This is a genomic window from Streptomyces sp. VRA16 Mangrove soil (assembly GCF_017377775.1).
Classification (GTDB): Bacteria; Actinomycetota; Actinomycetes; order Streptomycetales; family Streptomycetaceae; genus Streptomyces.
The window spans coordinates 133,267-157,560 of the sequence record NZ_JAFVLN010000019.1 but is presented as its reverse complement, the minus strand read 5'-3'; the positions used below and the strand labels follow the sequence as shown (position 1 = coordinate 157,560).

Sequence of the window (24,294 nt, the reverse complement as noted above, 5' to 3'; positions counted from 1 at the left end):
CATGTGCCGCCCTCAACCGGTCTCGGCCGACTCCCCCTATATGGAAAGGGGCTCCAGGAGGCTCACAGCGGCACTCAGCGCTTCGAGGTGTCAACCACCAGCTACCGTGACCGCACTCTCACCCGTAGCTGCTGTCGTGACCGGTGCTTCCGGGGGCACGCAGGGGGCCGTAGCGACGGGGGCCACCGCCGGGATTCTTGATGTCGATCCGGCGCACGGTGCCGTGCCCGAGGTCCTCGTTCAGGCGCCTGACCAGCTGCGGAGCCAGCATCCTGACCTGCGTCGCCCAGGCCGTCGAGTCGCACTGCACCACCAGGACGCGCTCGTCCTCGTCGTACTTCTGCGGCACGCAATGTTTGGCGAGATCCTCACCCACGATCTGCGGCCAGCGGCCCATGACACCGCCGACGGCGGCGGGAGCCTCCCAGCCGCGCTCGGTGATCAGCCGGTTGATGGCGGCGCCGAGCCCCATCGGGTCGCGCCCGTCGGCGCGGGCCCCGGACCGCAGTCCGCCGCCGCGCCGTGCCTGCTTCTTCTGCTGCGCGGACGCGCCACGCGCGCGTGCCGCCTCTTTCGCCGCGCGCAGCGCCACGCGCGCGAGGTCGACGCCCGAGGGCTCGCCGGGCGTCTGCGGAGTCTCGGGCTTCCCGGACCCGCCGGGCTTCTCCTCGGCACTCACAGCCGCTCCACGGTCCCGTTCGACACCGCGTACCGGGTGCCGGTCAGCACGCCCGGTACGTCGTCGTCGACCGCGGCGGTCACCAGGACCTGCTCACCGGGGGCGACGAGCTCCGCCAGGCGCTCACGGCGACGGGCGTCCAGCTCGGCGAAGACGTCGTCGAGGACGAGCACCGGCTCGTTCCCCTCGGCCCGCAGCAGGTCGTAGGAGGCCAGGCGCAGCGCCAGCGCGTACGACCAGGACTCGCCGTGGCTCGCGTACCCCTTGGCGGGCAGCTGGCCGAGCTTGAGCAGCAGCTCGTCGCGGTGCGGACCCACGAGCGTGACGCCCCGCTCGATCTCCTGCTTGCGGGCGCTTTCGAGGGCGGCGAGCAGCTGCTCGTAGAGCTCCTCGCGCGCGTGCCCGACGATCTCGGGCGAGGACGGCTTGTACTCCAGGGCGATCGGACCGCCGCCGGGCGCCAGCTGCTCGTACGCCTTGTCGGCCAGCGGCTGCAGCGTGGCGATCAGGTCGAGGCGCTGGGCGAGCAGCTCCGCGCCCGCGCGCGCGAGGTGCTGGTCCCACACGTCGAGCGTGGACAGGTCCATGGTGCGGCCGCCGTGGCGCCGCGCGAGGGCCGCGGACTTCAGGAGCGTGTTGCGCTGCTTGAGGACGCGGTCGTAGTCGGAGCGGACCCCGGCCATGCGCGGCGAGCGGGCGGTGATCAGCTCGTCGAGGAAGCGGCGGCGCTCGCCCGGGTCGCCCTTGACGAGCGCGAGGTCCTCGGGCGCGAACAGCACGGTCCGGACGATGCCGAGCACATCACGGGGCCTGACCTGCGAGGACCTGTTGATGCGGGCGCGATTGGCCTTGCCCGGATTCAGCTCCAGTTCGATGAGCTGCTGACGGTCCCCCTGGCGGACGGCGGCCCGGACGATGGCGCGCTCGGCGCCCATGCGCACCAGGGGGGCGTCGGAGGAGACGCGGTGGCTGCCGAGGGTGGCGAGATAGCCGACGGCCTCCACGAGGTTCGTCTTGCCTTGGCCGTTGGGGCCCACGAACGCGGTGACGCCCGGGTCGAGCGGGACCTCGGCCCGGGTGTACGAGCGGAAGTCGGCCAGCGACAGATGCGTGACGTGCATGGTCGTGGGCCGACCTCCCCCAACGTTCTGAAGAGCAGTTCTCTGCAGCCGGTTCTCCACTGCCGGTTCTCAACAGCTGTGGACGGCTTCTTGGCGCGCGTTCTTGCCGCGAGCTACTTCTTTTCGACGGCGTGGCCGCCGAACTGGTTGCGCAGGGCAGCGATCATCTTCATCTGCGGCGAGTCCTCCTGCCGGGACGCGAACCGCGCGAAGAGCGACGCGGTGATCGCCGGCAGCGGGACGGCGTTGTCGATGGCGGCTTCCACGGTCCAGCGGCCTTCACCGGAGTCCTGTGCGTAACCGCGCAGCTTGTCCAGGTGCTCGTCCTCGTCGAGGGCGTTGACGGCCAGGTCGAGCAGCCAGGAACGGATGACCGTGCCCTCCTGCCAGGAGCGGAAGACCTCGCGGACGTCGGTCACCGAGTCCACGGCCTCCAGCAGCTCCCAGCCCTCGGCGTAGGCCTGCATCATCGCGTACTCGATGCCGTTGTGGACCATCTTCGCGAAGTGGCCCGCGCCGACCTTGCCCGCGTGCACCGAACCGAAGTCGCCCTCCGGCTTCAGGGCGTCGAAGACCGGCTGCACCTTGGCGACGTCGGCGGCGGAACCGCCGTACATCAGCGCATAGCCGTACTCCAGGCCCCACACACCGCCCGAGACGCCGCAGTCGACGAAGCCGATGCCCTTGGCCGCCAGTTCCTCGGCGTGCTTCTCGTCGTCCGTCCAGCGCGAGTTGCCACCGTCCACGACGACGTCGCCGGGCTCCAGCAGCCGGGCGAGCTCGTCGACCGTGGACTGGGTCGCGGCACCGGCCGGCACCATCACCCACACCACACGCGGACCCTTGAGCCTGCCCACAAGCTCTTCCAGGCTGTGGACATCGGCGACGTCCGGGTTGCGGTCATAACCGATGACGGTGTGGCCTGCGCGGCGGATGCGCTCGCGCATGTTGCCGCCCATCTTGCCGAGGCCGACGAGACCGAGCTCCATCAGTGGTTCCTTACGTTGCGACGGGGCGTGAGGTGGTGATGCGAGCGGTGCGGAGAGCACGCGTGCGTGCCGTTTCGCACCTGTGTCTGAGCCTAAACCCGGACGCTCCCGCCCACCTGTGGGCATAGCCGCTCCGGTGAACGCCGGAGCGGCCCGCCCTGCAGAGGCCTCAGCCCGACAGCCGCACCGGCATGATCAGGTACTTGTACGCGTCGTCCGCCTCGGCGTCCACGGCCGGCTTGCCGGAGAGCAGCGCGGGCTTGGTGGACGTCGTGAACGACAGCTGGGCGACCGGGGAGTCGATCGCGGACAGGCCGTCCAGCAGGAAGGTCGGGTTGAACGCGATGGAGATGTCGTCGCCCTCCAGGTTGGCGTCGACCCTTTCCACAGCCTGTGCGTCGTCGCTGGAGCCGGCCTCCAGGATGAGCACGCCCTGCTCGAAGCTGAGCCGCACCGGGGTGTTCCGCTCGGCGACGAGGGCCACGCGCTTGACGGCCTCCACGAAGGGGGCGGTCTCGATGACGGCCACGGAGTTGAACTCCGTCGGGAACAGCGTGCGGTACTTCGGCAGGTCGCCCTCGAGGAGGCGGGTGGTCGTACGACGACCGGCGCCCTCGAAGCCGATGAGGCCCTCGCCCGCGCCCGAGCCGGACAGGGCCAGCGTGACCGTGTCGCCGCTCGTGAGCGCCTTGGCGGTGTCCAGGAGCGTCTTGGCGGGCACCAGGGCGACCGCGGACGCCTCCGGGTCCTCCGGCTTCCACAGGAACTCGCGGACCGCGAAGCGGTAGCGGTCGGTGGACGCCAGCGTCACCGTGTCGCCCTCGATCTCGATGCGCACACCGGTGAGGACGGGCAGCGTGTCGTCACGGCCGGCCGCGATGGCCACCTGGGAGGCGGCGGCGGCGAAGACCTCGCCGGGGACGGTGCCCGTGGCGGTCGGCATCTGCGGCAGCGCCGGGTACTCCTCCACAGGGAGGGTGTGGAGTGTGAATCGCGAGGAGCCACAGACCACGGTCGCTCGTACACCGTCTGTGGAGATCTCCACCGGACGGTTGGGCAGGGCGCGGCAGATGTCGGCGAGCAGGCGGCCGGAGACGAGCACCGTGCCCTCCTCGTCGACCTCCGCGTCCACAGAGACGCGTGCCGAGACTTCGTAGTCGAAGCTCGACAGGCTGAGTGCGCCTTCCTCGGCCTTCAGCAGAAGGCCCGCGAGGACGGGCGCAGGCGGTCGTGCCGGAAGGCTGCGCGCCGCCCAGGCCACCGCCTCCGCGAGTACGTCGCGTTCCACCCGGATCTTCACTTAAGCCGCCTCCTGCTGTTGCTGGCTGCTCTCGCCCTGCATCGGTCTTCGGTCTTCGTCGGCTGACGTCGGTGTCGCTCGGCCCACAGCTGGGGAGAACACCGGGGACCAGTCTGACGCACCGCACTGACAGTCGTTGCCCGCCTCGGTCAAGTCGTGCCGAGCCGCGGCCGAGGTGCCGAGAGCGAGTTGTGCACAGCCCCGTCTTCGAAACGAATTCCCAGCTCTCTCTAGTTGGGAGTAGTAGTAGGGGCTGTGGAAACCGTGGAAAACCTCTAAATCGCAGGTCAGACCCGGTTTTTTGTCCACTGGGGTTGTGGGCCGAGGCGGTGGACAACCGGGCCTCGCTGTGGACGGCGGAAAGTTCTGCACACTCGATGCACAGCCTTGGGCCACTTCTCCCCAGCGCCGTCCCCAGCTTTACCCACGTTCCCCACAGCCCAATCGACCCCCTTGGTGTGACGCCTTTCACTCGGGACGGTGAGGGGGCGCGTCGCGTTGCCGAACAGTGGACAGTCGTGTGGAGAAGCTCCGGATCGCTGTGCACAACGGCTGCCATCCTGTGGGTCGGCGGTGGACAACGTCATGCACACCCTGTGGAAGAAAAATCTGTCCACAGCCTGTGGAGATCTTCTTTCCACGAATCCACAGGCGCTTGACCTGCCCTGATGGCCTGTCACCAGAGTGTGCTGTGGATGCAGTCTGGACAACTCGCCGGTCCCCAGGATGTGGACCGCAGAAACCCGGCACATCTGTGGAGAACACCCGTAACGTGCCTGGAAATCGAACACCGACGCCGCGCGGGTTCGTACAGGTGTCGCCCGGATGTCTCCCGGAAGCCGCGTCGGAACACGAGAAAGGGCGCCCCAGGAGGTCTCCCGGGGCGCCCTTCAGTGACGTAACTGGGCCCGTGTCAGCCGTTCTTGATGCGGTTGGTGAGCTCGGTGACCTGGTTGTAGATCGAGCGCCGCTCGGCCATCAGAGCGCGGATCTTGCGGTCCGCGTGCATGACGGTCGTGTGGTCGCGGCCGCCGAACTGCGCGCCGATCTTCGGCAGCGAGAGGTCGGTGAGCTCCCGGCACAGGTACATGGCGATCTGGCGGGCCGTCACGAGCACGCGGCTGCGCGAGGATCCGCACAGGTCCTCGACCGTCAGTCCGAAGTAGTCCGCGGTCGCCGCCATGATGGCCGGCGCGGTGATCTCCGGGGACGCGTCCTCCCCACCGGGGATCAGATCCTTGAGGACGATCTCGGTGAGACCCAGGTCCACAGGCTGTCGATTGAGTGACGCGAAAGCGGTGACGCGGATCAGCGCGCCCTCCAGCTCGCGGATGTTGCGCGAGATGCGGGACGCGATGAACTCCAGCACCTCCGGCGGGGCGTTGAGCTGCTCCTGCACCGCCTTCTTACGAAGGATCGCGATACGCGTCTCCAGCTCGGGCGGCTGGACGTCCGTGATCAGGCCCCACTCGAACCGGTTGCGCAGCCGGTCCTCCAGAGTCACCAGCTGCTTGGGCGGCCGGTCGCTGGAGAGCACGATCTGCTTGTTCGCGTTGTGGAGCGTGTTGAAGGTGTGGAAGAACTCCTCCTGTGTCGACTCCTTGTCCGCGAGGAACTGGATGTCGTCGACCAGCAGGATGTCCATCTCGCGGTACCGCTTGCGGAAGGAGTCGCCCTTGCCGTCACGGATCGAGTTGATGAACTCGTTGGTGAACTCCTCCGAGCTCACGTATCTCACGCGCGTGCCCGGATAGAGACTACGGGCGTAGTGCCCGATGGCGTGCAGAAGGTGCGTCTTGCCGAGGCCTGACTCCCCATAGATGAACAGGGGGTTGTACGCCTTGGCCGGCGCTTCGGCGACGGCGACCGCGGCCGCGTGGGCGAAACGGTTCGACGCGCCGATGACGAACGTGTCGAAGAGGTACTTGGGGTTCAGCCGCGCGGTCGGCTCACCGGGGCCGGTCGCCGGAGCGGGCTGCGCCGCCAACGGACCGGGGGCACCCGTGGGCACACCGCGGCCGGGGCCGCCGTCCTGCCCGGGGCGGCCGCCCATCGTGGGCTCACCCGTGTCGCGGCGCTGCTGGCGGTCGCGCGGTGCCGGGTCGTAGGAACCGCGCTCCTCGTAGGAGGGGCGCTCGTCGTACGAGGGCCGGTCCACCGGCTTCTGCTCGTAGGAGGAGCGCTCGGGCTGCTGGTCGTAGCGGCCGCGCTCGGGCTCGTAGCCCTGCGGCTCGTAGGGCGACCGTTCCTGCTGCCGGTAGTCGTGCTGGGGCTGCTGCGGGGGCGACGCGTACGGGTCGCGCTCGGGGAAGCCGAGCCGGGGCTGCTGCCAGCCGTAGTCGTCCTGCTGCGGCCGCGGCCAGGCGCCGGGCTGGGGGCGCTGGTAGCCCGGGTAGGCGGGGCGGGCGGTCGGCAGCTGGTCCTCGCGAGGGGACTGCGACTGCTGCTCGGAGCCGCGCGGACCACCCTGCCCGTGGTCGTCCATGCCGCGCCGCTCGTAGCCGTCGTACGCGTCACGGGAATCGCGGGAATCGCGGGAATCACGGGAATCACGGGTGTCGCGGGTGTCGCGGGTGTCGTACGGATCACGCGACTCGTACGTGTCACGGCTCTCGTACGTGTCATGGCCCTGCCCGGGACCGCCGGCCGGCTCCGCGTCCTCGTAGCGGTGCTGCTGCTGGACCGGCGGGGCGGGCGGCGCGGCCGGCTCGCCCACGGAGTCGTCGACCGTGATCGCGATCCGGATGGGGCGGCCGCACTCGCGGCTGAGCGTCTCGCTCACGACCGGGGCGAGACGGCCCTCGAGTACGCCCTTCGCGAATTCGTTGGGCACCGCCAATAGCGCCGTGTCGGCCACGAGGGCCAGGGGCTGGCACCGCTTGATCCAGTGCTCGTCCTTCGTCTCGACGCCCTGCCCGCGGCCTTCCCCGAGGAGTTGTTCCAGAACTCGTGGCCACACTGCGGCAAGATCGGCAGGTACGTCAGCCACAGGGCACGCTCTCTCGCTGGTCCCACGAACGTGTGGTTCTGGGGACGGGTCGGGAAGAAAATCGGGTGGGGTGGTGGGAAGGGAACGAATCGGAGTTCAGCCACGGTAGTCAGCGCGACCGCTGCGGTTCAAGTTGTTGTCCCCAGCCTGTGGACAGTGTCTCCCGCGTGACGCCGGTTTGACCGGATGGCGTAGCCGCGCGTACCGTAACCAGGTCGAGTTGTCGATGGCTGCTGCCGCCTGCCTCCGATGGGCAAGGTCACGGTCCTCACTCTTTGAGGGCCGTCTAGCGGTGCACTCGGGCGTATTGCGAGCTACTCGTGGGCGCACGGTGACAGCCAGGCGATGTCCCGCCACCACAAGTTTTTCAGGAGCCCCCGAGTGAGCAAGCGCACCTTCCAGCCGAACAACCGTCGTCGCGCCAAGACCCACGGTTTCCGCCTTCGCATGCGGACCCGCGCCGGTCGTGCGATTCTCGCCAACCGTCGTGGCAAGGGTCGCGCCAGCCTGTCCGCCTGATCTCGTAATCAGGTCATGACGTGCTGCCTACCGAGCATCGGCTGAGGCGGCGCGAAGACTTCGCAACCGCGGTACGACGAGGTCGTCGGGCAGGACGCCCGCTTCTTGTCGTCCATCTACGCAGCGGTTCACCGGACCCGCACGTGCCTGGGGAGAGCGTTCCCCCGTCACGTGCGGGTTTCGTCGTGAGCAAGGCTGTGGGTGGAGCCGTCGTACGGAACGCGGTGAAGCGCAGACTTCGCCACCTCATGCGCGACCGAGTGTCCCTGGTGCCCCCAGGTAGCCTGGTAGTCGTCCGTGCGTTGCCCGGTGCGGGTGACGCCACCCACGCACAGCTGGCCCGAGACCTGGATGCCGCCCTTCAGCGGCTACTGGGAGGGGGCGCGCGATGAAATACCCACTGCTTGCACTGATCAAGATCTACCAGTGGACCATCAGTCCACTGCTCGGTCCCGTCTGCAAGTACTACCCGTCGTGCTCCCACTACGGTTTCACGGCCATCGACCGTCATGGCGCGATCAAGGGAACAGCCCTCACCGCATGGCGGATCCTTCGGTGCAACCCGTGGTCCCCCGGCGGTGTCGACCACGTTCCGCCGCGTAAGCGCCCGCGCTGGCACGAGATGCTGCGCGATGCCTTGCGCGGGGACAAGAAAGCGGCCCCCGTCGTTCAGGACGACAGCCCCTCTGCCCAGGACAGCCCGTCCGCAGCGACCCCGCCCCATGCCCAAGGAGCCTGATCAGGGACATGATTTCCGATATCGTCAACGCGATTTCTGGCGTCTTCGCGTTTCTCACGACCCCGGTGTCCTGGGTCATCGTCCAGTTCCACAAGGTCTTCGGAGCCATCTTCGGCCCTGACACTGGATGGGCCTGGGGTCTCTCCATCGTGTCGCTGGTGGTGCTGATCCGCATCTGCCTGATCCCGCTCTTCGTGAAGCAGATCAAGGCGACGCGGAACATGCAGCTGCTCCAGCCTCAGATGAAGGCGATCCAGGAGCGCTACAAGAACGACAAGCAGCGTCAGTCCGAAGAGATGATGAAGCTGTACAAGGAGACGGGTACCAACCCGCTCTCCTCGTGCCTTCCCATCCTCGTGCAGTCGCCGTTCTTCTTCGCGCTCTACCACACGCTGGCCGGTATCGCCGAGGGCAAGACGATCGGCGTCATCAACCAGCCGCTGCTGGACAGCGCCCAGAAGGCCCACATCTTCGGTGCTCCGCTGGCCGCCAAGTTCACCGACAGCGCCGCCGAGGTGCAGGCGATGGGCGCCTCGCTCACCGACGTGCGCGTCGTCACCGGCATCATGATCCTTCTGATGTCGGCGTCGCAGTTCTACACGCAGCGCCAGCTGATGACGAAGAACGTCGACCTCACGGTCAAGACGCCGTTCATGCAGCAGCAGAAGATGCTGATGTACGTCTTCCCGCTGATCTTCCTCTTCATGGGCATCAACTTCCCCGTCGGTGTCCTCGTCTACTGGCTGACCACCAACGTGTGGACCATGGGCCAGCAGATGTACGTGATCAGCAGGAACCCCACTCCGGGCAGCAAGGCCCAGGCCAAGATGCTCGAGGGCCTGCAGAAGCACGTGGTCGAGCACGGTGCGACGCGCACCAAGCGCGAGCGGAACATCGTCAAGGCGATCGTCTCCAAGGGCCGCGACCGCAACGAGCACGAGCGCAAGTTCATCAACGGTCTGACCAAGGCCAGCCTCGCCGCGCAGGCCGACGGCACCGTGGTGAAGAGCTCGGCGGCCACCGCTGTTCTGGACGAGGACGGCACCCCGGGTTCGGCCGGCGCCCCCAAGCGCCAGCAGCCCAAGCGCCAGTCCAAGTCGCAGCGTCAGTCCACGGGCGGGGCCGCGCAGGGCACGGCCAAGTCCGACTCGACCGAGTCCACCGACTCCTCCAAGCCGTCGCTGGAGAAGAAGGACGAGCCGCAGGACGCCAAGCCCAAGCCGCAGGCGAAGCAGCGGGGCGGCGCCAAGCCGGCCGGTGGCTCGCAGCAGCAGCGCAGCAAGGCCAAGTCGGGACAGGGCAAGGGTCCGCAGCGTCCCAAGTCCCCTTCCAAGAAGTAAGACCTCGACGTAAGACGTTGGCGTAAGCCTTTAGACGTAAGAAGGAGTCCTCCCGTGACGGAAGGCACCACCTCCGCTCCTGAGGGTGGCGACACCCTGACCCGCCTCGAGCAGGAGGGTGAGATCGCTGCGGACTACCTCGAGGGTCTGCTGGACATCGCCGACCTCGACGGCGACATCGACATGGACGTCGAGGCCGACCGTGCCGCGGTGTCCATCGTCAGTGACGGCGGAAGCCGTGATCTGCAGAAGCTGGTCGGCCGTGACGGTGAGGTGCTCGAGGCCCTCCAGGAGCTCACCCGTCTCGCGGTGCACCGGGAGACCGGTGACCGCAGCCGCCTGATGCTGGACATCGCCGGATACCGGGCCAAGAAGCGCGCCGAGCTCACCGAGCAGGGCGCCAAGGCCGCGGCCGAGGTGAAGAGCTCCGGCGAGCCGGTCAAGATGAAGCCGATGACGCCCTTCGAGCGCAAGGTCGTGCACGACGCGGTCAAGGCCGCCGGGCTGCGCAGTGAGTCCGAGGGCGAGGAGCCGCAGCGCTTCGTCGTCGTACTCCCCGCCTGAGCGGCACGTCGCTTTCCCGGCCCCGTCTGTTCGCAGGCGGGGCCGATCTTTGTCAGCCTGTTAATCAGCCACCCAGTGCGGTGGAGCGGTGAGGTACGGAAGGACGGTCCCCGTGACGGAGGCAGCAGAACTCCCCCCGGCTCCGGAGCACGCCCGGGAGGTATTCGGCGAGCGCTTCCCGGACGCGGTGCGGTACGCGGAGCTCCTCGCTGACGCGGGAGTGCAGCGTGGCCTCATCGGGCCTCGCGAGGTGCCGCGTCTGTGGGAGCGGCACATCCTGAACTGTGCGGTTCTCTCCGAGGTCGTGCCCGAGGGCGTCACCGTGTGCGACGTCGGTTCGGGTGCCGGTCTTCCGGGTATCCCGCTGGCCCTGGTCCGCCCGGACCTCAAGATCACGCTGCTTGAGCCCCTGCTGCGGCGTACGACTTTCCTCACCGAGGTCGTCGAGCTGCTCGGGCTCGACCACGTCACGGTGGTGCGCGGCCGCGCCGAGGAAGTCCTCGGCAAGCTGCCGCCCGTCCATGTCGTCACGGCCCGCGCCGTGGCACCGCTCGACCGTCTTGCCGCATGGGGCGTTCCCCTGCTGCGGCCGTACGGAGAGATGCTGGCCCTCAAGGGCGACACGGCGGAGGAAGAGGTCCAGAGCGCCGGCGCGGCCCTGAGCAAGCTCGGTGCCGTGGAGACCTCGGTGCTCCAGGTCGGCGAGGGCGTGGTCGACCCGCTCTCGACCGTGGTGCGCGTGGAGGTCGGGGAGAGCCCGGGTGGTGTGCGGTTCGCCGCCAAGCGGGCGAAGGCGGCCCGCACGGGGCGCACCCGTCGCAGGCGCTGAGACTTGATCGACGGTTGACGAGTGCCGCTGATCCGTCCTGACGACCAGCGGTACTCCACAAAAGCTGTCAAACGTACGCGTCTCGGGGTGTCGCACAGGTGCGCGCTGGGCCGCGGTGCATCGTGTTTCACGTGAAACGTCGCTCACTGCTGCATGGGATCATCAGTCGCGGCCGCGCAGCGGCCGCTCCCCGCGACCGTCAACCTCTCGGATCCCTCGATACGGGCACGGAGTTGTCCACAGAGGGGGATTCGTCCACAGAAGATCGGGCCTCGCTGGTTCTCGACCCCGAAGGCATGGGAGGCTCTGTTCATTGCGAGCCTGAAGTCGAGGAGAGTGAATCCTTGCGGTCCGACGCCAACATCGCGGGACCGATGACCGATCCGGTCCCCGGTCCCCGTACCGAGTCGGCGGGGGAGGATGTTTCACGTGAAACACCGACCCCGATGGACGACACACCCATCGGTCGAGCTGCCCAACTGGCAGTAGAAGCTCTCGGTCGCGCGGGCGAGGGCCTGCCACGTCCTGAGCAGACCCGCGTCATGGTGGTGGCCAACCAGAAGGGTGGGGTGGGCAAGACCACGACTACGGTCAACCTTGCCGCCTCACTCGCGTTGCACGGCGCACGCGTCCTGGTGATCGACCTGGACCCACAGGGCAACGCTTCTACGGCTCTGGGGATCGACCACCACGCCGAAGTGCCGTCCATCTACGACGTGCTGGTCGAGAGCAGGCCGCTCTCCGACGTCGTGCAGCCGGTCCCGGACGTCGAGGGTCTCTTCTGCGCCCCGGCCACCATCGATCTCGCCGGTGCGGAGATCGAGCTGGTGTCCTTGGTGGCACGTGAGAGCCGGCTGCAGCGCGCCATCCAGGCGTACGAGCAGCCGCTGGACTACATCCTCATCGACTGCCCGCCGTCGCTCGGCCTGCTGACGGTCAACGCCCTGGTCGCGGGAGCGGAAGTACTGATCCCGATCCAGTGCGAGTACTACGCGCTGGAGGGCCTCGGCCAGCTGCTGCGCAACGTCGATCTCGTCCGCGGGCACCTCAACCCTGCGCTGCACGTCTCGACGATCCTGCTCACGATGTACGACGGACGGACCCGGCTGGCTTCCCAGGTCGCCGACGAAGTCCGGAGTCACTTCGGCACCGAGGTGCTGCGGACGAGCATTCCCCGCTCGGTCCGTATCTCGGAGGCGCCGAGTTACGGGCAGACCGTGCTGACCTACGATCCGGGATCGAGCGGTGCGCTCTCCTATCTCGAAGCGGCGCGGGAGATGGCACTGCGCGGTGTCGGGATTCACTACGACGCCCAGAACGCCCACCCGGGCGCCCAACTTGACCAGCAGAGCACGCCGGAGGGTATTCAGTGAGCGAGCGACGGAGGGGACTGGGCCGTGGCCTCGGCGCGCTGATCCCGGCTGCCCCTACACCTGAGAAGACGGCGCAGGCCGCCCCGGCCGGGGGCGGTTCGACGTCCCCGAGCTCGGTGCCGGTCCTCACCGCGGAGCGCGGAGTGGCCGCGGCGAAGGTGGCATCGCTCGCGCAGAGCGATGTTTCACGGGAAACCGAAGCGCCCACCAGGAACGCGGCGCCGGAGTTCGAGCGGCCCACGGGCGCGCACTTCGCCGAGCTGCCGCTCGACTCCATCACGCCCAACCCGCGCCAGCCGCGCGATGTGTTCGACGAGGACGCCCTCGCTGAACTCGTCACGTCCATCAAGGAAGTCGGCCTTCTTCAGCCTGTCGTCGTACGGCAGGTGGGTCCGGGGCGCTACGAGCTCATCATGGGCGAGCGGCGCTGGCGGGCCACGCGTGAGGCGGGGCTCGACCGTATCCCGGCCATCGTGCGTGCCACGGAGGACGAGAAGCTTCTCCTGGATGCGCTGCTGGAGAACCTGCACCGGGCTCAGCTGAACCCGCTGGAAGAGGCGGCCGCCTACGACCAGCTGCTCAAGGACTTCAACTGCACCCACGACCAGCTGGCGGACCGCATCGGCCGGTCCCGCCCGCAGGTCTCCAACACGCTGCGGCTGCTGAAGCTCTCGCCGGCCGTGCAGCGTCGTGTCGCGGCGGGTGTGCTCTCCGCGGGCCACGCCCGCGCGCTACTCTCCGTCGACGACTCGGAGGAGCAGGATCGTCTCGCTCACCGCATCGTCGCCGAGGGGCTCTCGGTGCGAGCCGTCGAGGAGATCGTGACGCTCATGGGCTCGCGGCCCGCGAGCACGACCCGGGCCAAGGGGCCGCGGGCCGGTGCACGGGTCTCTCCGGCGCTGAGCAACCTCGCGACGCGGCTCTCGGACCGTTTCGAGACGCGGGTGAAGGTCGACCTGGGCCAGAAGAAGGGCAAGATCGTCGTCGAGTTCGCTTCGATGGATGATCTGGAGCGCATCCTCGGCACGCTCGCCCCTGGAGAAGGACCGGTTCTCCAGAACGGTCTCTCCGAGGAGACCGAGGACGACGAACAGGGCTGACGGCCCTCGGACGCCCGGGAGCGGGCCGTGTCCGGTGTGTACCGGAACACGGCTCGCTCTTTGCTTTCTTACGGTATCGATGGAATCGCATCGTGGTTACGATGCGACCGGGAAGAGCGCATCCACCCGACAGCACCTCAAGGGGAGGCGGGGTCATGCGATCGGTGAGTCGCACCGGGCTGATGACCGCAGGTCTCGGACTGGGCGCGGTCGGCGGATTCGTCGGCAGTCTGCTCAGGGAACGGAGCGCTCTGACAGCCGCCCGCGTCGCAGCGGGCGAGGAAAGCGAGGAACTGCCTTCATGGGGCGTCGGCTCGTACCGCTCACGCTGGACAACCTCCCGGACCTTCCCCAGCGCTGCCGGTCGTGTGTCTTCTGGGAGCTGGACCCGGTCAGTGGCCAAGCCGCAGTGAAGGCGGGTACGCCGGAGTTGGAGAAGGAGGCGTGGATCTCAGCGGTCCTGCTGGAGTGGGGCTCCTGCGGTCGCGTGGTCTACGTCGATGACGTCCCGGTCGGCTTCGTGCTCTACGCGCCGCCCGCTTATGTGCCGCGTTCCCTCTCGTTCCCGACGAGCCCGGTGTCCCCCGATGCCGTCCAGCTGATGACGGCCTGGATCCAGCCCAGTCATCAGGGTCAGGGGCTCGGACGGGTCATCGTGCAGACTGTCGCCAAGGATCTCCTGCGCCGGGGCTTCAAGGCGATCGAGGCCTTCGGCGACGCCCAGTGGAAAGAGCCGTCCTGTCTGCTGCCCGCCGACCATCTGCTGGCCGTCGGCTTCAAGACCGTCCGCCCGCATCCCTCGTACCCGCGGCTGCGCCTCGAACTGCGGACGACGCTGTCGTGGAAGGAAGACGTCGAGATGGCGCTGGACCGGCTCCTGGGCGCGGTCCAGAAGGAGCCCGCGCTGCGGCCGCTGTGAGGGACCGGAACTAAGGGACCAGAACTGAGGGGCCGGAACGCCGAACGGGCCAACCCGATGGGGTTGGCCCGCTCGTGTTTCACGTGAAACAGCGGCTGCCGTCCGTGAAACGGCGTCGCGGGAGATTACTCCGCGATGAAGTCCTCGAGGTCACGCACGATGGCGGCCTTCGGCTTCGCACCGACGATGGTCTTGGCGACCTCGCCACCCTGGTAGACGTTCAGCGTCGGGATCGACATGACGCCGTACTTGGCGGCCGTGCCCGGGTTCTCGTCGATGTTGAGCTTGACGATCTCGATCTTGTCGCCGTACTCGGCCGCGATCGCCTCGAGCGACGGGGCGATCTGGCGGCACGGACCGCACCAGGCGGCCCAGAAGTCGACCAGGACGGGCTTGTCGCTCTTGAGGACGTCCTCGTCGAAGGAAGCGTCCGTCACGTTCTTCAGGTTGCCGGCCACAGCGGGCTCCTCATTTCTCGGTGTTGCGGTGGTGGAAGTACGGGTCAGACCGCGGCGGTCTTCTCGGGCTCGGCGGCTTCGCCGTCGGCGAGCGCGGCCAGGAAGCGCTCGGCGTCGAGAGCGGCGGAGCAGCCGGTGCCGGCCGCCGTGATCGCCTGACGGTAGGTGTGGTCGACGACGTCACCGGCGCCGAAGACACCGGTGAGGTTGGTGCGGGTCGAGGGGGCCTGAACCTTCAGGTAGCCCTCGTCGTCCAGCTCGAGCTGCCCCTTGAAGAGCTCGGTGCGCGGGTCGTGGCCGATCGCGATGAACAGGCCCGTGACCGGAAGCTCGGACGTCTCGCCCGTCTTCAGGTTGCGCAGCGTCAGGCCCTCCAGCTTCGGGTTGCCCTTGATCTCGGCGACCTCGCTGTCCCAGACGAACTTGATCTTCGGGTCGGCGAAGGCACGCTCCTGCATCGCCTTGGAGGCGCGCAGGCTGTCGCGGCGGTGGACGATCGTCACGGACTTGGCGAAGCGCGAGAGGAAGGTGGCCTCCTCCATCGCGGTGTCGCCGCCGCCGATCACGGCGATGTCCTGGTCCTTGAAGAAGAAGCCGTCGCAGGTCGCGCACCAGGAGACGCCACGGCCCGACAGCGCGTCCTCGTTCGGCAGACCGAGCTTGCGGTGCTGGGAGCCGGTGGTGACGATGACGGCCTTCGCACGGTGCACGGTGCCCGAGGTGTCCGTCACGGTCTTGATCTCACCGGTGAGGTCGACGGACACGACGTCGTCGGGGACGAGCTCAGCGCCGAAGCGCTCGGCCTGGCCCCGCATGTTGTCCATGAGCTCGGGGCCCATGATGCCGTCCTGGAAGCCGGGGAAGTTCTCCACCTCGGTCGTGTTCATCAGCGCGCCACCGGCGGTGACGGCACCCTCGAACACGAGCGGCTTCAGCGAAGCACGCGCCGTGTACAGCGCCGCCGTGTAGCCGGCTGGCCCGGAGCCGATGATGATCACGTTACGGACGTCGCTCACGGCTTGATTCCTCGTCTCTGCGGGACTTCTGCGTACTGCCGGGGGAGCCTCTTCTCGGGACTCTCACCCCACCCAACGGATCCTACGGGGCATGCATTCCCAACGTGTCAGGGTGCACATCGGGAGTGCGTTCGGCCGCCCTTCAGGTCCGGTTGTAGGTGTGGCTGTACAGCAGCTTGCCCGCCGTGGAGGACGTCTGCTTCGTGCAGGCCGCGTCGACGATGAACGCAGTGACCCGGCGCGCCGGGTCACTCCTGTCGGGCAGCACGAGGAGATAGACGGGCTTTCCCTCGTAGGTACCCCGCTTGAACGCGATCGGGTCCTCGTTGCGGTGCGTTCCCAGCTGGATGCAGGCCGGCGGCGCCAGAGCGCTCTTCGGCATCTCGGGATTCGCCGGCGTGTTGGGGCCGGTGGTCTCCGTGCCGAGCGGCGGGTTCGCGTCGTGGAGCAGCTCCGAGACTTTCGTCTCCAGGTTCTCCTTGGCGAACGTGGAGACGGGCTTGCCGGTGCTCGCGGGCGGATGGGCGACCGGGGTGCCGCCTCCGTTCTGCAGGAACAGCGCGCCTGTGCCGATCGCAGCAGCGGCGAGGACGGCGCCGATCGCGGCGCGCGTGCGACGTCGTCCCGTGCGTGACGTGCGGCCGGGGCCGGTGGCGGAGTGCGCATGACCGGCCGGGCGGTCCGTGCTCCGTGGTGCGGGGACGGGGGACTCGGGCGATGTTTCACGTGAAACAGGCTCGGTTTCACGGACGGCTTCCTCGTCGCGCCCCTCGTCCGCGGGGCTTGCCTCGGCCGCGTACGTGACCGTGTCCAGGAGCGCTTCCGCGGCCAGCGCCGCGTCGATCCGGGCGGCGACGTCCTCGGGCATGCGCGGTGCGTCCGGCAGCGTGCCGAGCATCCCGCGGATCTCCTCCAAGGAGGAGTAGACGTCGGCGCACAGGACACAGCCGTCGATGTGCCGGCGGATGTCGGAGGTACGGGACGGCGGCAGCAGGCCCTCGGCGAGGTCGGAGATCTCGGTGACCTCCGGGTGTTCTGCCGTGTCGGTCGTGGAAGTCACGCTCGCCCACCTCCGCCCTTCACCGCAGTCGAGTCATGTGGCCCGGCCTCGTCCCGAGGCCCCGCTGCGGGTGGGACGGATGTCCCCTGCGCCCGGTTCCTTCCGGGGGGCGGGTTCTCGCCATCGTCCTTCCCACCGGACTCCGTCCGTAGGTGGGTCAGGAGGGGCAGCAGTCGGGCTCTGCCCCGGGCGCAGCGGCTCTTCACGGTTCCTGTGGGGATGTCGAGGACGCGGGCGGCCTCGGCCACCGGATAGCCCTGCATGTCGACGAGGACCAGAGCCGCCCGCTGATCGGCCGGAAGGGAGGCCAGGGCCGCCAGGAGCTCCCGGTGCAGATCGTTGCGCTCGGCGGGCGCCGCCGCCGACTCGTGCGGCTCCAGAAGCTGCTCCAGGCGTTCGGTGTCGTCCACCGGGGCGGTCCTGCGCGACGCGGTCTTACGGGCCCGGTCCAGGCACGCGTTGACGGTGATGCGGTGCAGCCAGGTCGTGACGGCGGACTGGCCGCGGAAGGTGTGCGCGGCGCGGTACGCCGAGACGAGCGCGTCCTGCACCGCGTCGGCCGCTTCCTCCCGGTCCCCCAGCGTCCGCAGCGCCACGGCCCACAGCCGGTCCCGGTGCCGGCGCACGATCTCGCCGAAGGCGTCCTTGTCGCCCTCGACATGACGGGCGAGGAGGTCCTGATCGCTTACTCCGCCATAGGCGTCGTCCACTGCCGAACCCCCTCCCCCTGATGAGTCCCTGAAGCGTCAGCCGGTGAACTTCACGTCCGTGATGCCCTGCTTGTAGCCGGCGCCGCTGTACCCATCCTGACCCGCGTGGGGCAGTGCGGTCAGCCATACGAGCACGTACCGCGTCTTGACCGGCTTGTCGGCCTTGATACTCACCGAGGTGCCCGTGGTATCCGTCTTGGCGCCTAGCCGCTCCATGCCGCTGATGGCGGACGGGCTGGGGCTCAGCGAGTCCGACGCGTACAGCGAGACGGTGGTGTGGTCACCGCCGTAGCGGAACTTTATCGACGAGCCCGACACGTCCTGTTCGGAACCGAGGTCGTAGACGATGCCGACACCCGGCTTTATGACCATCTTGGGACCGTCGACGAAGGCCTTCGTGCGCCAGTAGGAGGAGCCGTCGTTGTCGTACGTCTTGTCGACGTCCTGCGGGGACTGGGAGTCACCCGCCGCGACGAACTCCTTGGCGCCCTCGATGGTGATGGTCTTCGCGGGCTTCTTGTCGTCCTTGGCGCTGCCGTCCGTGGTGTGGGTGTTCTCCGTCCCGTTCGACGTGCCGCGGTCCATGAGCGCGTCCGCGAGCTGCCAGCTGCCGAGCCCCAGCGCGGCGATGAGCAGCGCCGAGACGGCCCACTTGAGGGCCTTGCCGGTGCGGCTCTGCAGCGGGGGCGGCGGCGTGGGGACGGGCTGGGTGGCGCCGGGCGCCGCAGGACGGCCGTACGAGCCCTGCTGGTACGTCGTGCGCTGGTACTCCGGGGGCGCGGTGAACGCGGGCTCCGGAGGACGGATCCTGGGCATCTCGCCGATCGCCTTCACCAGGTCCTCCGGCGTGGTGCACGGCGGCTCCTGGCGGGAGGCGGTGGCCCCGTCGTTGGCGAGCGCGCGCATGGCGAGCTCGGCGAGACCGCGGTGGACGCCGGCCCGGACCTGGTCGGGCGCGATGAGCCCGACGTCCTTGGGCAGCCCGGTCAGTCCGTAGGCATCGTTCTCGTAGGGCCACCGCTGCGTCAGGGACGCGTACAGGAGCGCGCCGATCGCCTCGGCGTCGGTGCGCTGCGGGGTGTCGGAGGTGATGCCGCGCAGCGCCGCGTTGACGGCGAGGCCGCGGATCCGCCACTGGCCGGTCGAGGTGCGCAGCACGGCGCTCGGCGTGAGGCGCAGGTGCGCCAGGCCCTCCCGGTGTGCGGCGGCCATGGCGTGCGAGACCTGGCTGACCATCTCGTACGCGTCGTGCGCCTCCAGGGAGCTGACGGCGAGCAGCGCGGTCAGCTCGGTGGCGTCGGGCAGCCACTCGTGGACCACGTAGACGAGATCGTTCTCCTCCACCGCGTCCAGGACCTGGACGAAGCGGGGATCGCCGAGCAGCGCCGACGAGCGGGCCGCGGCGAGCACGGAGCGGGCCCGCGGATGGTCGGCGGGCAGCAGGTGCACCCCGACGGCGCGACGCAGCTTCTCGTCGACCGCACGCCAGCTGCTGAAACCGTCCAGACGGGTGACGCACTCTTCGAGCCGATACCGCCTGGCGAGCTTGTGCCCGCTGTGCAGCTCGGGTGGTGATGCCTTGCCGGGGCTGAGGTGCGTGCCCGTCTCCGCGGTGTCCGCAGGCGCCTGTGACGCCGTCTGCTTCTGCTCCGCACTCTCGGCCACACCGTCGGCCGTGGCCTGCTCCGCCTTGTCCGCCTTGGCGGTCAGCGGTTCGTCACCGCCGTTGTCGGCCACGTCGACGGCAGCCGTGCTCCGTTCCGCCACCGTCGCTCCTGCCTCCCCATTCGTTGCACTCACTCCGACGCCAAAGCCAATTGTGCCCACAGTCCGGCGCTATGCACGACACGCGGTGGTCGCCGATGGTTGTGCGCACATCCGGCCGAGTCAGCGGCCAAGGCGGCCACGGACCATTCCGACCAGAGAATTCAGTTCTTCGATCCGCATTTTGCGGGCTGCTACATAGAAGACACCCAGCAGCGCCGCACTGCCTACGACCAGCGCCGCGATGGATCCGACGACGCCGTGGCCGAGAGCCTCGGTGACCGCGTACCCGATTCCGCCGCCGATGACCGTAGCGGGTACGGAGGCGAGGCAGAGCCGGGCGTACGTACGGACTACATTCGCTCCGTCCAGGTCGCCGCCGAGCCGGTTGCGCAGCCGCCGCCACGCGACACCGACGCCGATGGCGTAGGCGAGACCGTAGGACAGAGCCATGCCGACGACGGCCCAGCGGGCGGGCAGGATCAGGTAGCACACGGCCGAGGCGGCGGCGTTGACCGCGGCGACGATGACCGTGTTGTAGAAGGGCGTCCGCGTGTCCTCGTACGCGTAGAAGCCGCGCAGCACGACGTACTGGACGGAGTAAGGGATCAGGCCGAGGCCGAACGCCATGAGGATGAAGCCCATGGACTGGGCGGCCTCGATGCCGCTGGAGCCGAAGAGCAGGGTGCACATCGGGATGCCGAGCGCCACGAACATGAACGAGATCGGGACGATCGCCACGGCCGAGGTGCGCAGGCCCGAGGAGATGTCGTCGCGGACCGCGCCCGCGTCGCCGTCGTGGGCGGAGCGCGAGATGCGCGGCAGCATCGCGGCCATGACCGAGACGGTGATGATGGCCTGCGGCATGCCCCAGATCAGCTGTGCGTTCGAGTAGCCCATGATGCCGGTGCCGTCCACGGGCGAGGCCTCACCGGCGGCGGTGGCCAGCTGGGTGACGACCAGGACGCCCGCCTGGTTGGCGAGGACGAACAGGACCGTCCACTTGGCGAGCTTGACGGCCTTGCCGAGGCCGTGGCCCTTCCAGTCGAAGCGCAGCCGGAAGCGGAAGCCGGTCTCGCGCAGGTACGGGATCATCGCCAGCGACTGCACGACCAGGCCCAGCAGGGTGCCGATCCCCAGGAGGCGCACGGCCTCGTCCGGGATGGTGCCGACCGACATCTTCGTCTGGGACCAGGGACCGTAGACCCACAGGAACATGCCGAACGTGAAGATCATGACGATGTTGTTGAGGACCGGGGTCCACATCATCGCGCCGAACTTCCCGCGGGCGTTGAGGATCTGGCCCATGACCACGTGCACACCCATGAAGAAGATCGTGGGCAGGCAGTAGCGGGCGAAGGCGATGCCGACGCTGTCGGCCGCCGGGTCGTTGGCGACCGTGCTCGACATCAGGTGGATCAGCAGCGGCGCGGCGAACACGACGATCGCCGTGATGCCCGCGAGCGCCACCATGACAAGGGTGAGCAGGCGGTTGGCGAAGGCCTCGCCGCCGTCCTCGTCCTCCTTCATGGCGCGCACCAGCTGCGGCACGAACACGGAGTTCAGGCCGCCGCCGACGGTCAGGATGTAGATCATCGTCGGCAGCGTGTACGCGACGGACCAGGTGTCACCGAGGAGTCCGGCGCCGAGCGCCGCGGTGATCACCATGGTGCGGACGAAGCCGGTGAGGCGGGAGACGAGCGTGCCCGCCGCCATCACCGCGCTCGACTTCATGAGGCTGGAGGCGCGGCCGCCCTTCTTGGGCGTGGCGGGGGCCGGCGCGGCGGCCGGCGGCGGTGCGGGGACGGCCGCCTGGCCGAGGACCTGCGTCTTGTCGTCGACCGGCTGCGGGGCCGGCGGACGGTTCCCGCTGTAGCCCGGCTGCTGGTCGCGGAAGAGGTGCGCGAAGGCGTCCGGCTCGTGGCGCTCCTCGCTCGCCTGTGTCACCAGGTCGTCGACGCCCACGAACTGCGTCGTACGGGCGTCGTCGCCGTACGGCAGGTACTGGGTGGGGCCCTCCGGCTCCGGCGGCGGCGTCTGCGCCCACACGCGCGGGTCCGGCTGGTACTGGTTCGTGGGCGGCGGCGCGTAGAGCGGCTGCTGCGCCTGGTAGGTGCCCGGGGCAGGCGGGGGGTGCGCGGCGCGGTCGTACAGCGCCTCGGTCACCGGGTCCTGCGCGGCCAGATCCTGTGCACGGTACGGATCCTGGTCGTACGCGTCCTGGAGGTACGCGTCGGGGGCCGGCTGGGGCGGCGGGACCTGCCCGCCGACACCGTGGGAGCCGGCGTACGGGTGGCCGTCGCCCGAGGCAGAGCCGCCCGAGCCCTGGCCACGGTCACCGTCGTACGGCGCGTTCATGGTTACCCCACCTCATCGTCCCCGGCCCACCGGCCACGACATCGCTCAACGGTCCACTCTCTCACTCGTGTCCGACGGGGCCGTGCTTTCGGAAGTGGTGTCAGCCGTCGGGTCACTCGGCTGCTGCGGGACGTCTGCCCGCGCGGCGGGCGTCGAGTCGTCCTCGGGCCCGGCCTCGGCGGCCGTCCCCGAGTCGTCCTGCGGAGCGTCCTCGTCGGCCTTGGCGGCCGTGGCGCGCTTGCGCTGGGTGAACATGCGGAACCCGGCCAGGACCAGCAGCAGGACGCCGCCGGCGATCACGAGCATCACGGTCGAGGTGACCTCGGTGACGTCGACCTGGAAGGCGATCTGCTTGCCGTAGGGCTGGTTGTCCTCGGTGTAGAGCTGGGCGTAGACCCAGACGGGCCCGGTGGCCTTGGCGGTGGTGGTGAACTTCACCGACTGGCTGTGCCCGCTGGCGATCGTCACCTCCTGGTCCTGCGAGGCGCCGTCGCCGATCTTGAGGCGGGTGCCGTTGTCGGACGTGAGCCGCAGCTTGAGGTGGTCGACGTCCTGCCACAGGTTGTTCTGCACCGACACCGGGATGGTCGCGCTGCGCCCGGAGAGCTTCACCTCGGACTTGTCGATCAGCGACACCTGGTCGGTGAGGCCGGACAGATAGTCGGAGACACCCGTGCGGAAGCCGTCCGCCGCCGTGGTGCTACCCCGCCAGGACGTGGACATCTCGCGGTCCACGGCCCGGCCGAACGGGGTCACCACACGCGACTCGTTGGTGAGGACGACCTTGAAGTTCTCCAGCTCGCGCTGCGTGGCCTGGATCTGCTCGAAGGCCGCCTGCGGCAGCTCCTGCTTGCGCAGCTTCGACGGGTACGCGCGCGTGGACGGCACGCGGGTGGTCGCCCCCGGGTCGGGCTTGGCCCCCGCGGTGGCGGACAGGCCCTGGGACTGCGACCAGGTGCCCTCCTGGAGCGCCGCGACCGCCTTGGCCATCGTCTGGGCCTGGCTGGCGGTGGGCATGCGTTGCGGGGCGATCACCGCGGTGCGCTGCTTGTCCGTCTGCAGGTCGAGCATCAGGCTCTGGGCGAGGAACTTCTGCACGGCGAGCGTGGAGTTCTCGGCGCGCGTCATGTCGCCCTCGAACGCGGTCGACAGGCGCGCGTCGGCGACCACAGCGGTCGTGCCGCCGCCGATGGGCCGCGCGGCGGACGGCGTGTACTGCAGGCTGCTGTTGTCCCGGAGGCTGTCGCTGCGCGCGATGATCTTGTCGGCGCCGGCCGACGTGGCGACCTTCACGATGTCCGGGTCGACGGCGCCCTCCACGGGCCAGGCGTAGGAAGCGTCGGGCGTGACGTGGAGGATCGTGTCCACGGTCTTCACGGCGGCGTCCGTGGCGTCCTTGAGGTGGCTCAGCGAGCCGGCCACCTTCGTGCCGTTGTGGGCGAGGGAGGCCAGATCGGGGTCGGCGAAGGGGAGCGTGACCACCTTCTGCCCCTGCACCGCGGTCTGCAGGTCGTTCAGCCACGCGTTGGCGACCGCCCGGTGGTCCTTGCCCGAGGTGAGCTTTCCGTCCGCTCCCTTGACCTTGTACGACTCCGTCATCGCGTCGACCGAGGCCAGCAGGTCGGGGTCGATCACCCAGGTGACGTCCAGCGTGCTGCCGAGCGCCAGCATCTGCTGGAGGCGGCCGCCGGGGCCGATCTCGTCGGCCAGGTCGTCGTTGTCGAAGACAGCGGTCTGGTCCTCGCTCGTCCCCGTCTCGGCCGTCAGCCCCGTGTCCGCGATCAGCGGCCACAGGACGGTCGTCTTCGTCTTCGTGTCCGCGCCGTCCGGCTGCCAGGGCAGGAACGTGCGCTGGATGCCGAGCGTCTGCGGGTACGGCAGGGCGGCCGTCTGCCCGCGCACGGCAGCGCTGATCTGGTAGACCCCGTCGGCGCCCAGGTTCAGCGCCTTGACGGGCACGGAGAGCGTGAAGTCCTGGGTGGCGCCGGGCTTGAGATCGGCGAACTTCTCGGCGTACTTGCTCGCGACCTCGGTGCCGTCGGGGTAGCCGCCCGTGCTGTTCCTCGCCGCGGTGTCGACCTGGGTGCGTCCGCTGAACGACGTACCGACCCGCAGGCCGATGTGTGCGTCGGTGACGGTCTGCCTGCCCTTGTTGGTGACCTTGCCCTTGATCGTCAGGGTGTCGCCGTCGGTCGGCACGCTCGGCGAAAGGGCGTTCACCGTGACGTCGACCGTGCTCGTGCCGGTCGCTTCGGCGGTGGCCGTGGCAGGAGCGGCGGCCTGGGCGGGCGGGGCGCCGGTCAGTACGGGCGCCGCGAGCAGCGGCGTCGCGGCGAGCAGTGCTCCCGTACGCCGCAGCAGTCGGCGGGCAGGTGAGGGACTCATCCCTGGGAAGTCTGCCGCCTCGGCCACGCGCTCGTCCGTCCCTCGTCGTCGTCAGTGGTCGCAGATGTGTCCACGCATCGTA

Annotated in this window: 21 protein-coding genes; 9 read left to right on the top strand and 12 right to left on the bottom strand. The window is 69.1% G+C overall.

The window, feature by feature from the left end; translation table 11 throughout:
* Positions 1-118: 118 nt before the first annotated feature.
* From J3486_RS36905 to dnaA, 5 genes are all read right to left on the bottom strand, one after another.
* Positions 119-679 (bottom strand): DUF721 domain-containing protein, encoded by a 561-nt coding sequence (locus J3486_RS36905; RefSeq protein WP_207828178.1) that lies wholly within the window; start codon positions 677-679, stop codon positions 119-121.
* On the bottom strand, positions 676-1,800 hold the full coding sequence (gene recF, locus J3486_RS36900) for a DNA replication/repair protein RecF (protein ID WP_207828177.1): 1,125 nt from the start codon (positions 1,798-1,800) through the stop codon (positions 676-678). The genes J3486_RS36905 and recF overlap by 4 nt, the downstream gene beginning before the upstream one ends.
* A 113-nt stretch (positions 1,801-1,913) precedes the next feature.
* A complete protein-coding gene (gene gnd, locus J3486_RS36895; RefSeq protein WP_207828176.1) occupies positions 1,914-2,789 on the bottom strand; it encodes a phosphogluconate dehydrogenase (NAD(+)-dependent, decarboxylating) in 876 nt (291 codons plus the stop codon).
* Between the two features lie 169 nt (positions 2,790-2,958).
* On the bottom strand, positions 2,959-4,089 hold the full coding sequence (gene dnaN, locus J3486_RS36890; protein ID WP_207828175.1) for a DNA polymerase III subunit beta: 1,131 nt from the start codon (positions 4,087-4,089) through the stop codon (positions 2,959-2,961).
* A gap of 913 nt (positions 4,090-5,002) precedes the next feature.
* A complete protein-coding gene (gene dnaA / locus J3486_RS36885) occupies positions 5,003-7,048 on the bottom strand; it encodes a chromosomal replication initiator protein DnaA (protein ID WP_374194813.1) in 2,046 nt (681 codons plus the stop codon).
* 411 nt (positions 7,049-7,459) lie between these two features.
* On the opposite strand from dnaA, the gene rpmH reads away from it, so the two are divergent.
* The 9 genes from rpmH to J3486_RS36840 all read left to right on the top strand — a co-directional run bounded on the left by rpmH (position 7,460) and on the right by J3486_RS36840 (position 14,461).
* Positions 7,460-7,597 (top strand): 50S ribosomal protein L34, encoded by a 138-nt coding sequence (gene rpmH / locus J3486_RS36880; protein ID WP_006381191.1) that lies wholly within the window; start codon positions 7,460-7,462, stop codon positions 7,595-7,597.
* A 20-nt stretch (positions 7,598-7,617) separates the two neighbouring features.
* On the top strand, positions 7,618-7,989 hold the full coding sequence (gene rnpA, locus J3486_RS36875) for a ribonuclease P protein component (RefSeq protein ID WP_207828173.1): 372 nt from the start codon (positions 7,618-7,620) through the stop codon (positions 7,987-7,989).
* A complete protein-coding gene (gene yidD / locus J3486_RS36870) occupies positions 7,986-8,336 on the top strand; it encodes a membrane protein insertion efficiency factor YidD (protein WP_207828172.1) in 351 nt (116 codons plus the stop codon). Before rnpA ends, yidD begins: the two co-directional genes overlap by 4 nt.
* 8 nt (positions 8,337-8,344) lie before the next feature.
* On the top strand, positions 8,345-9,676 hold the full coding sequence (gene yidC, locus J3486_RS36865) for a membrane protein insertase YidC (RefSeq protein ID WP_207828171.1): 1,332 nt from the start codon (positions 8,345-8,347) through the stop codon (positions 9,674-9,676).
* A 54-nt stretch (positions 9,677-9,730) separates the two neighbouring features.
* A complete protein-coding gene (locus tag J3486_RS36860; RefSeq protein WP_207828170.1) occupies positions 9,731-10,240 on the top strand; it encodes a R3H domain-containing nucleic acid-binding protein in 510 nt (169 codons plus the stop codon).
* Between the two features lie 112 nt (positions 10,241-10,352).
* Entirely contained in the window at positions 10,353-11,069 is a 717-nt protein-coding gene (gene rsmG, locus J3486_RS36855; RefSeq protein WP_207828169.1) for a 16S rRNA (guanine(527)-N(7))-methyltransferase RsmG, read from the top strand.
* 296 nt (positions 11,070-11,365) lie between these two features.
* The gene (locus J3486_RS36850; protein WP_207828209.1) at positions 11,366-12,442 is read left to right on the top strand and encodes a ParA family protein; all 1,077 of its coding nucleotides are present in this window, start codon (positions 11,366-11,368) and stop codon (positions 12,440-12,442) included.
* The gene (locus J3486_RS36845) at positions 12,439-13,542 is read left to right on the top strand and encodes a ParB/RepB/Spo0J family partition protein (protein WP_207828168.1); all 1,104 of its coding nucleotides are present in this window, start codon (positions 12,439-12,441) and stop codon (positions 13,540-13,542) included. Before J3486_RS36850 ends, J3486_RS36845 begins: the two co-directional genes overlap by 4 nt.
* A 301-nt stretch (positions 13,543-13,843) precedes the next feature.
* The gene (locus tag J3486_RS36840; RefSeq protein ID WP_207828167.1) at positions 13,844-14,461 is read left to right on the top strand and encodes a GNAT family N-acetyltransferase; all 618 of its coding nucleotides are present in this window, start codon (positions 13,844-13,846) and stop codon (positions 14,459-14,461) included.
* A gap of 125 nt (positions 14,462-14,586) precedes the next feature.
* Here J3486_RS36840 and trxA read toward each other — a convergent pair whose 3' ends face one another.
* From trxA to J3486_RS36805, 7 genes are all read right to left on the bottom strand, one after another.
* On the bottom strand, positions 14,587-14,919 hold the full coding sequence (gene trxA / locus J3486_RS36835) for a thioredoxin (RefSeq protein ID WP_111663056.1): 333 nt from the start codon (positions 14,917-14,919) through the stop codon (positions 14,587-14,589).
* A gap of 44 nt (positions 14,920-14,963) precedes the next feature.
* Complete coding sequence (gene trxB / locus J3486_RS36830) at positions 14,964-15,935, bottom strand: thioredoxin-disulfide reductase (protein WP_207828166.1); 972 nt, start codon at positions 15,933-15,935, stop codon at positions 14,964-14,966.
* Positions 15,936-16,077: 142 nt separating this feature from the next.
* Positions 16,078-16,995 (bottom strand): hypothetical protein, encoded by a 918-nt coding sequence (locus J3486_RS36825; RefSeq protein WP_207828165.1) that lies wholly within the window; start codon positions 16,993-16,995, stop codon positions 16,078-16,080.
* A complete protein-coding gene (gene sigM / locus J3486_RS36820; RefSeq protein ID WP_207828164.1) occupies positions 16,992-17,705 on the bottom strand; it encodes an RNA polymerase sigma factor SigM in 714 nt (237 codons plus the stop codon). Before sigM ends, J3486_RS36825 begins: the two co-directional genes overlap by 4 nt.
* A gap of 36 nt (positions 17,706-17,741) precedes the next feature.
* Positions 17,742-19,472 (bottom strand): protein kinase family protein, encoded by a 1,731-nt coding sequence (locus J3486_RS36815; RefSeq protein ID WP_207828163.1) that lies wholly within the window; start codon positions 19,470-19,472, stop codon positions 17,742-17,744.
* A 120-nt stretch (positions 19,473-19,592) separates the two neighbouring features.
* Complete coding sequence (murJ, locus tag J3486_RS36810; protein ID WP_207828162.1) at positions 19,593-21,827, bottom strand: murein biosynthesis integral membrane protein MurJ; 2,235 nt, start codon at positions 21,825-21,827, stop codon at positions 19,593-19,595.
* Between the two features lie 45 nt (positions 21,828-21,872).
* Positions 21,873-24,212 carry a DUF6049 family protein gene (locus J3486_RS36805; RefSeq protein ID WP_229379185.1) on the bottom strand — a complete coding sequence of 780 codons (2,340 nt, stop codon included), beginning with the start codon at positions 24,210-24,212 and terminating at the stop codon, positions 21,873-21,875.
* Positions 24,213-24,294: the final 82 nt, after the last annotated feature.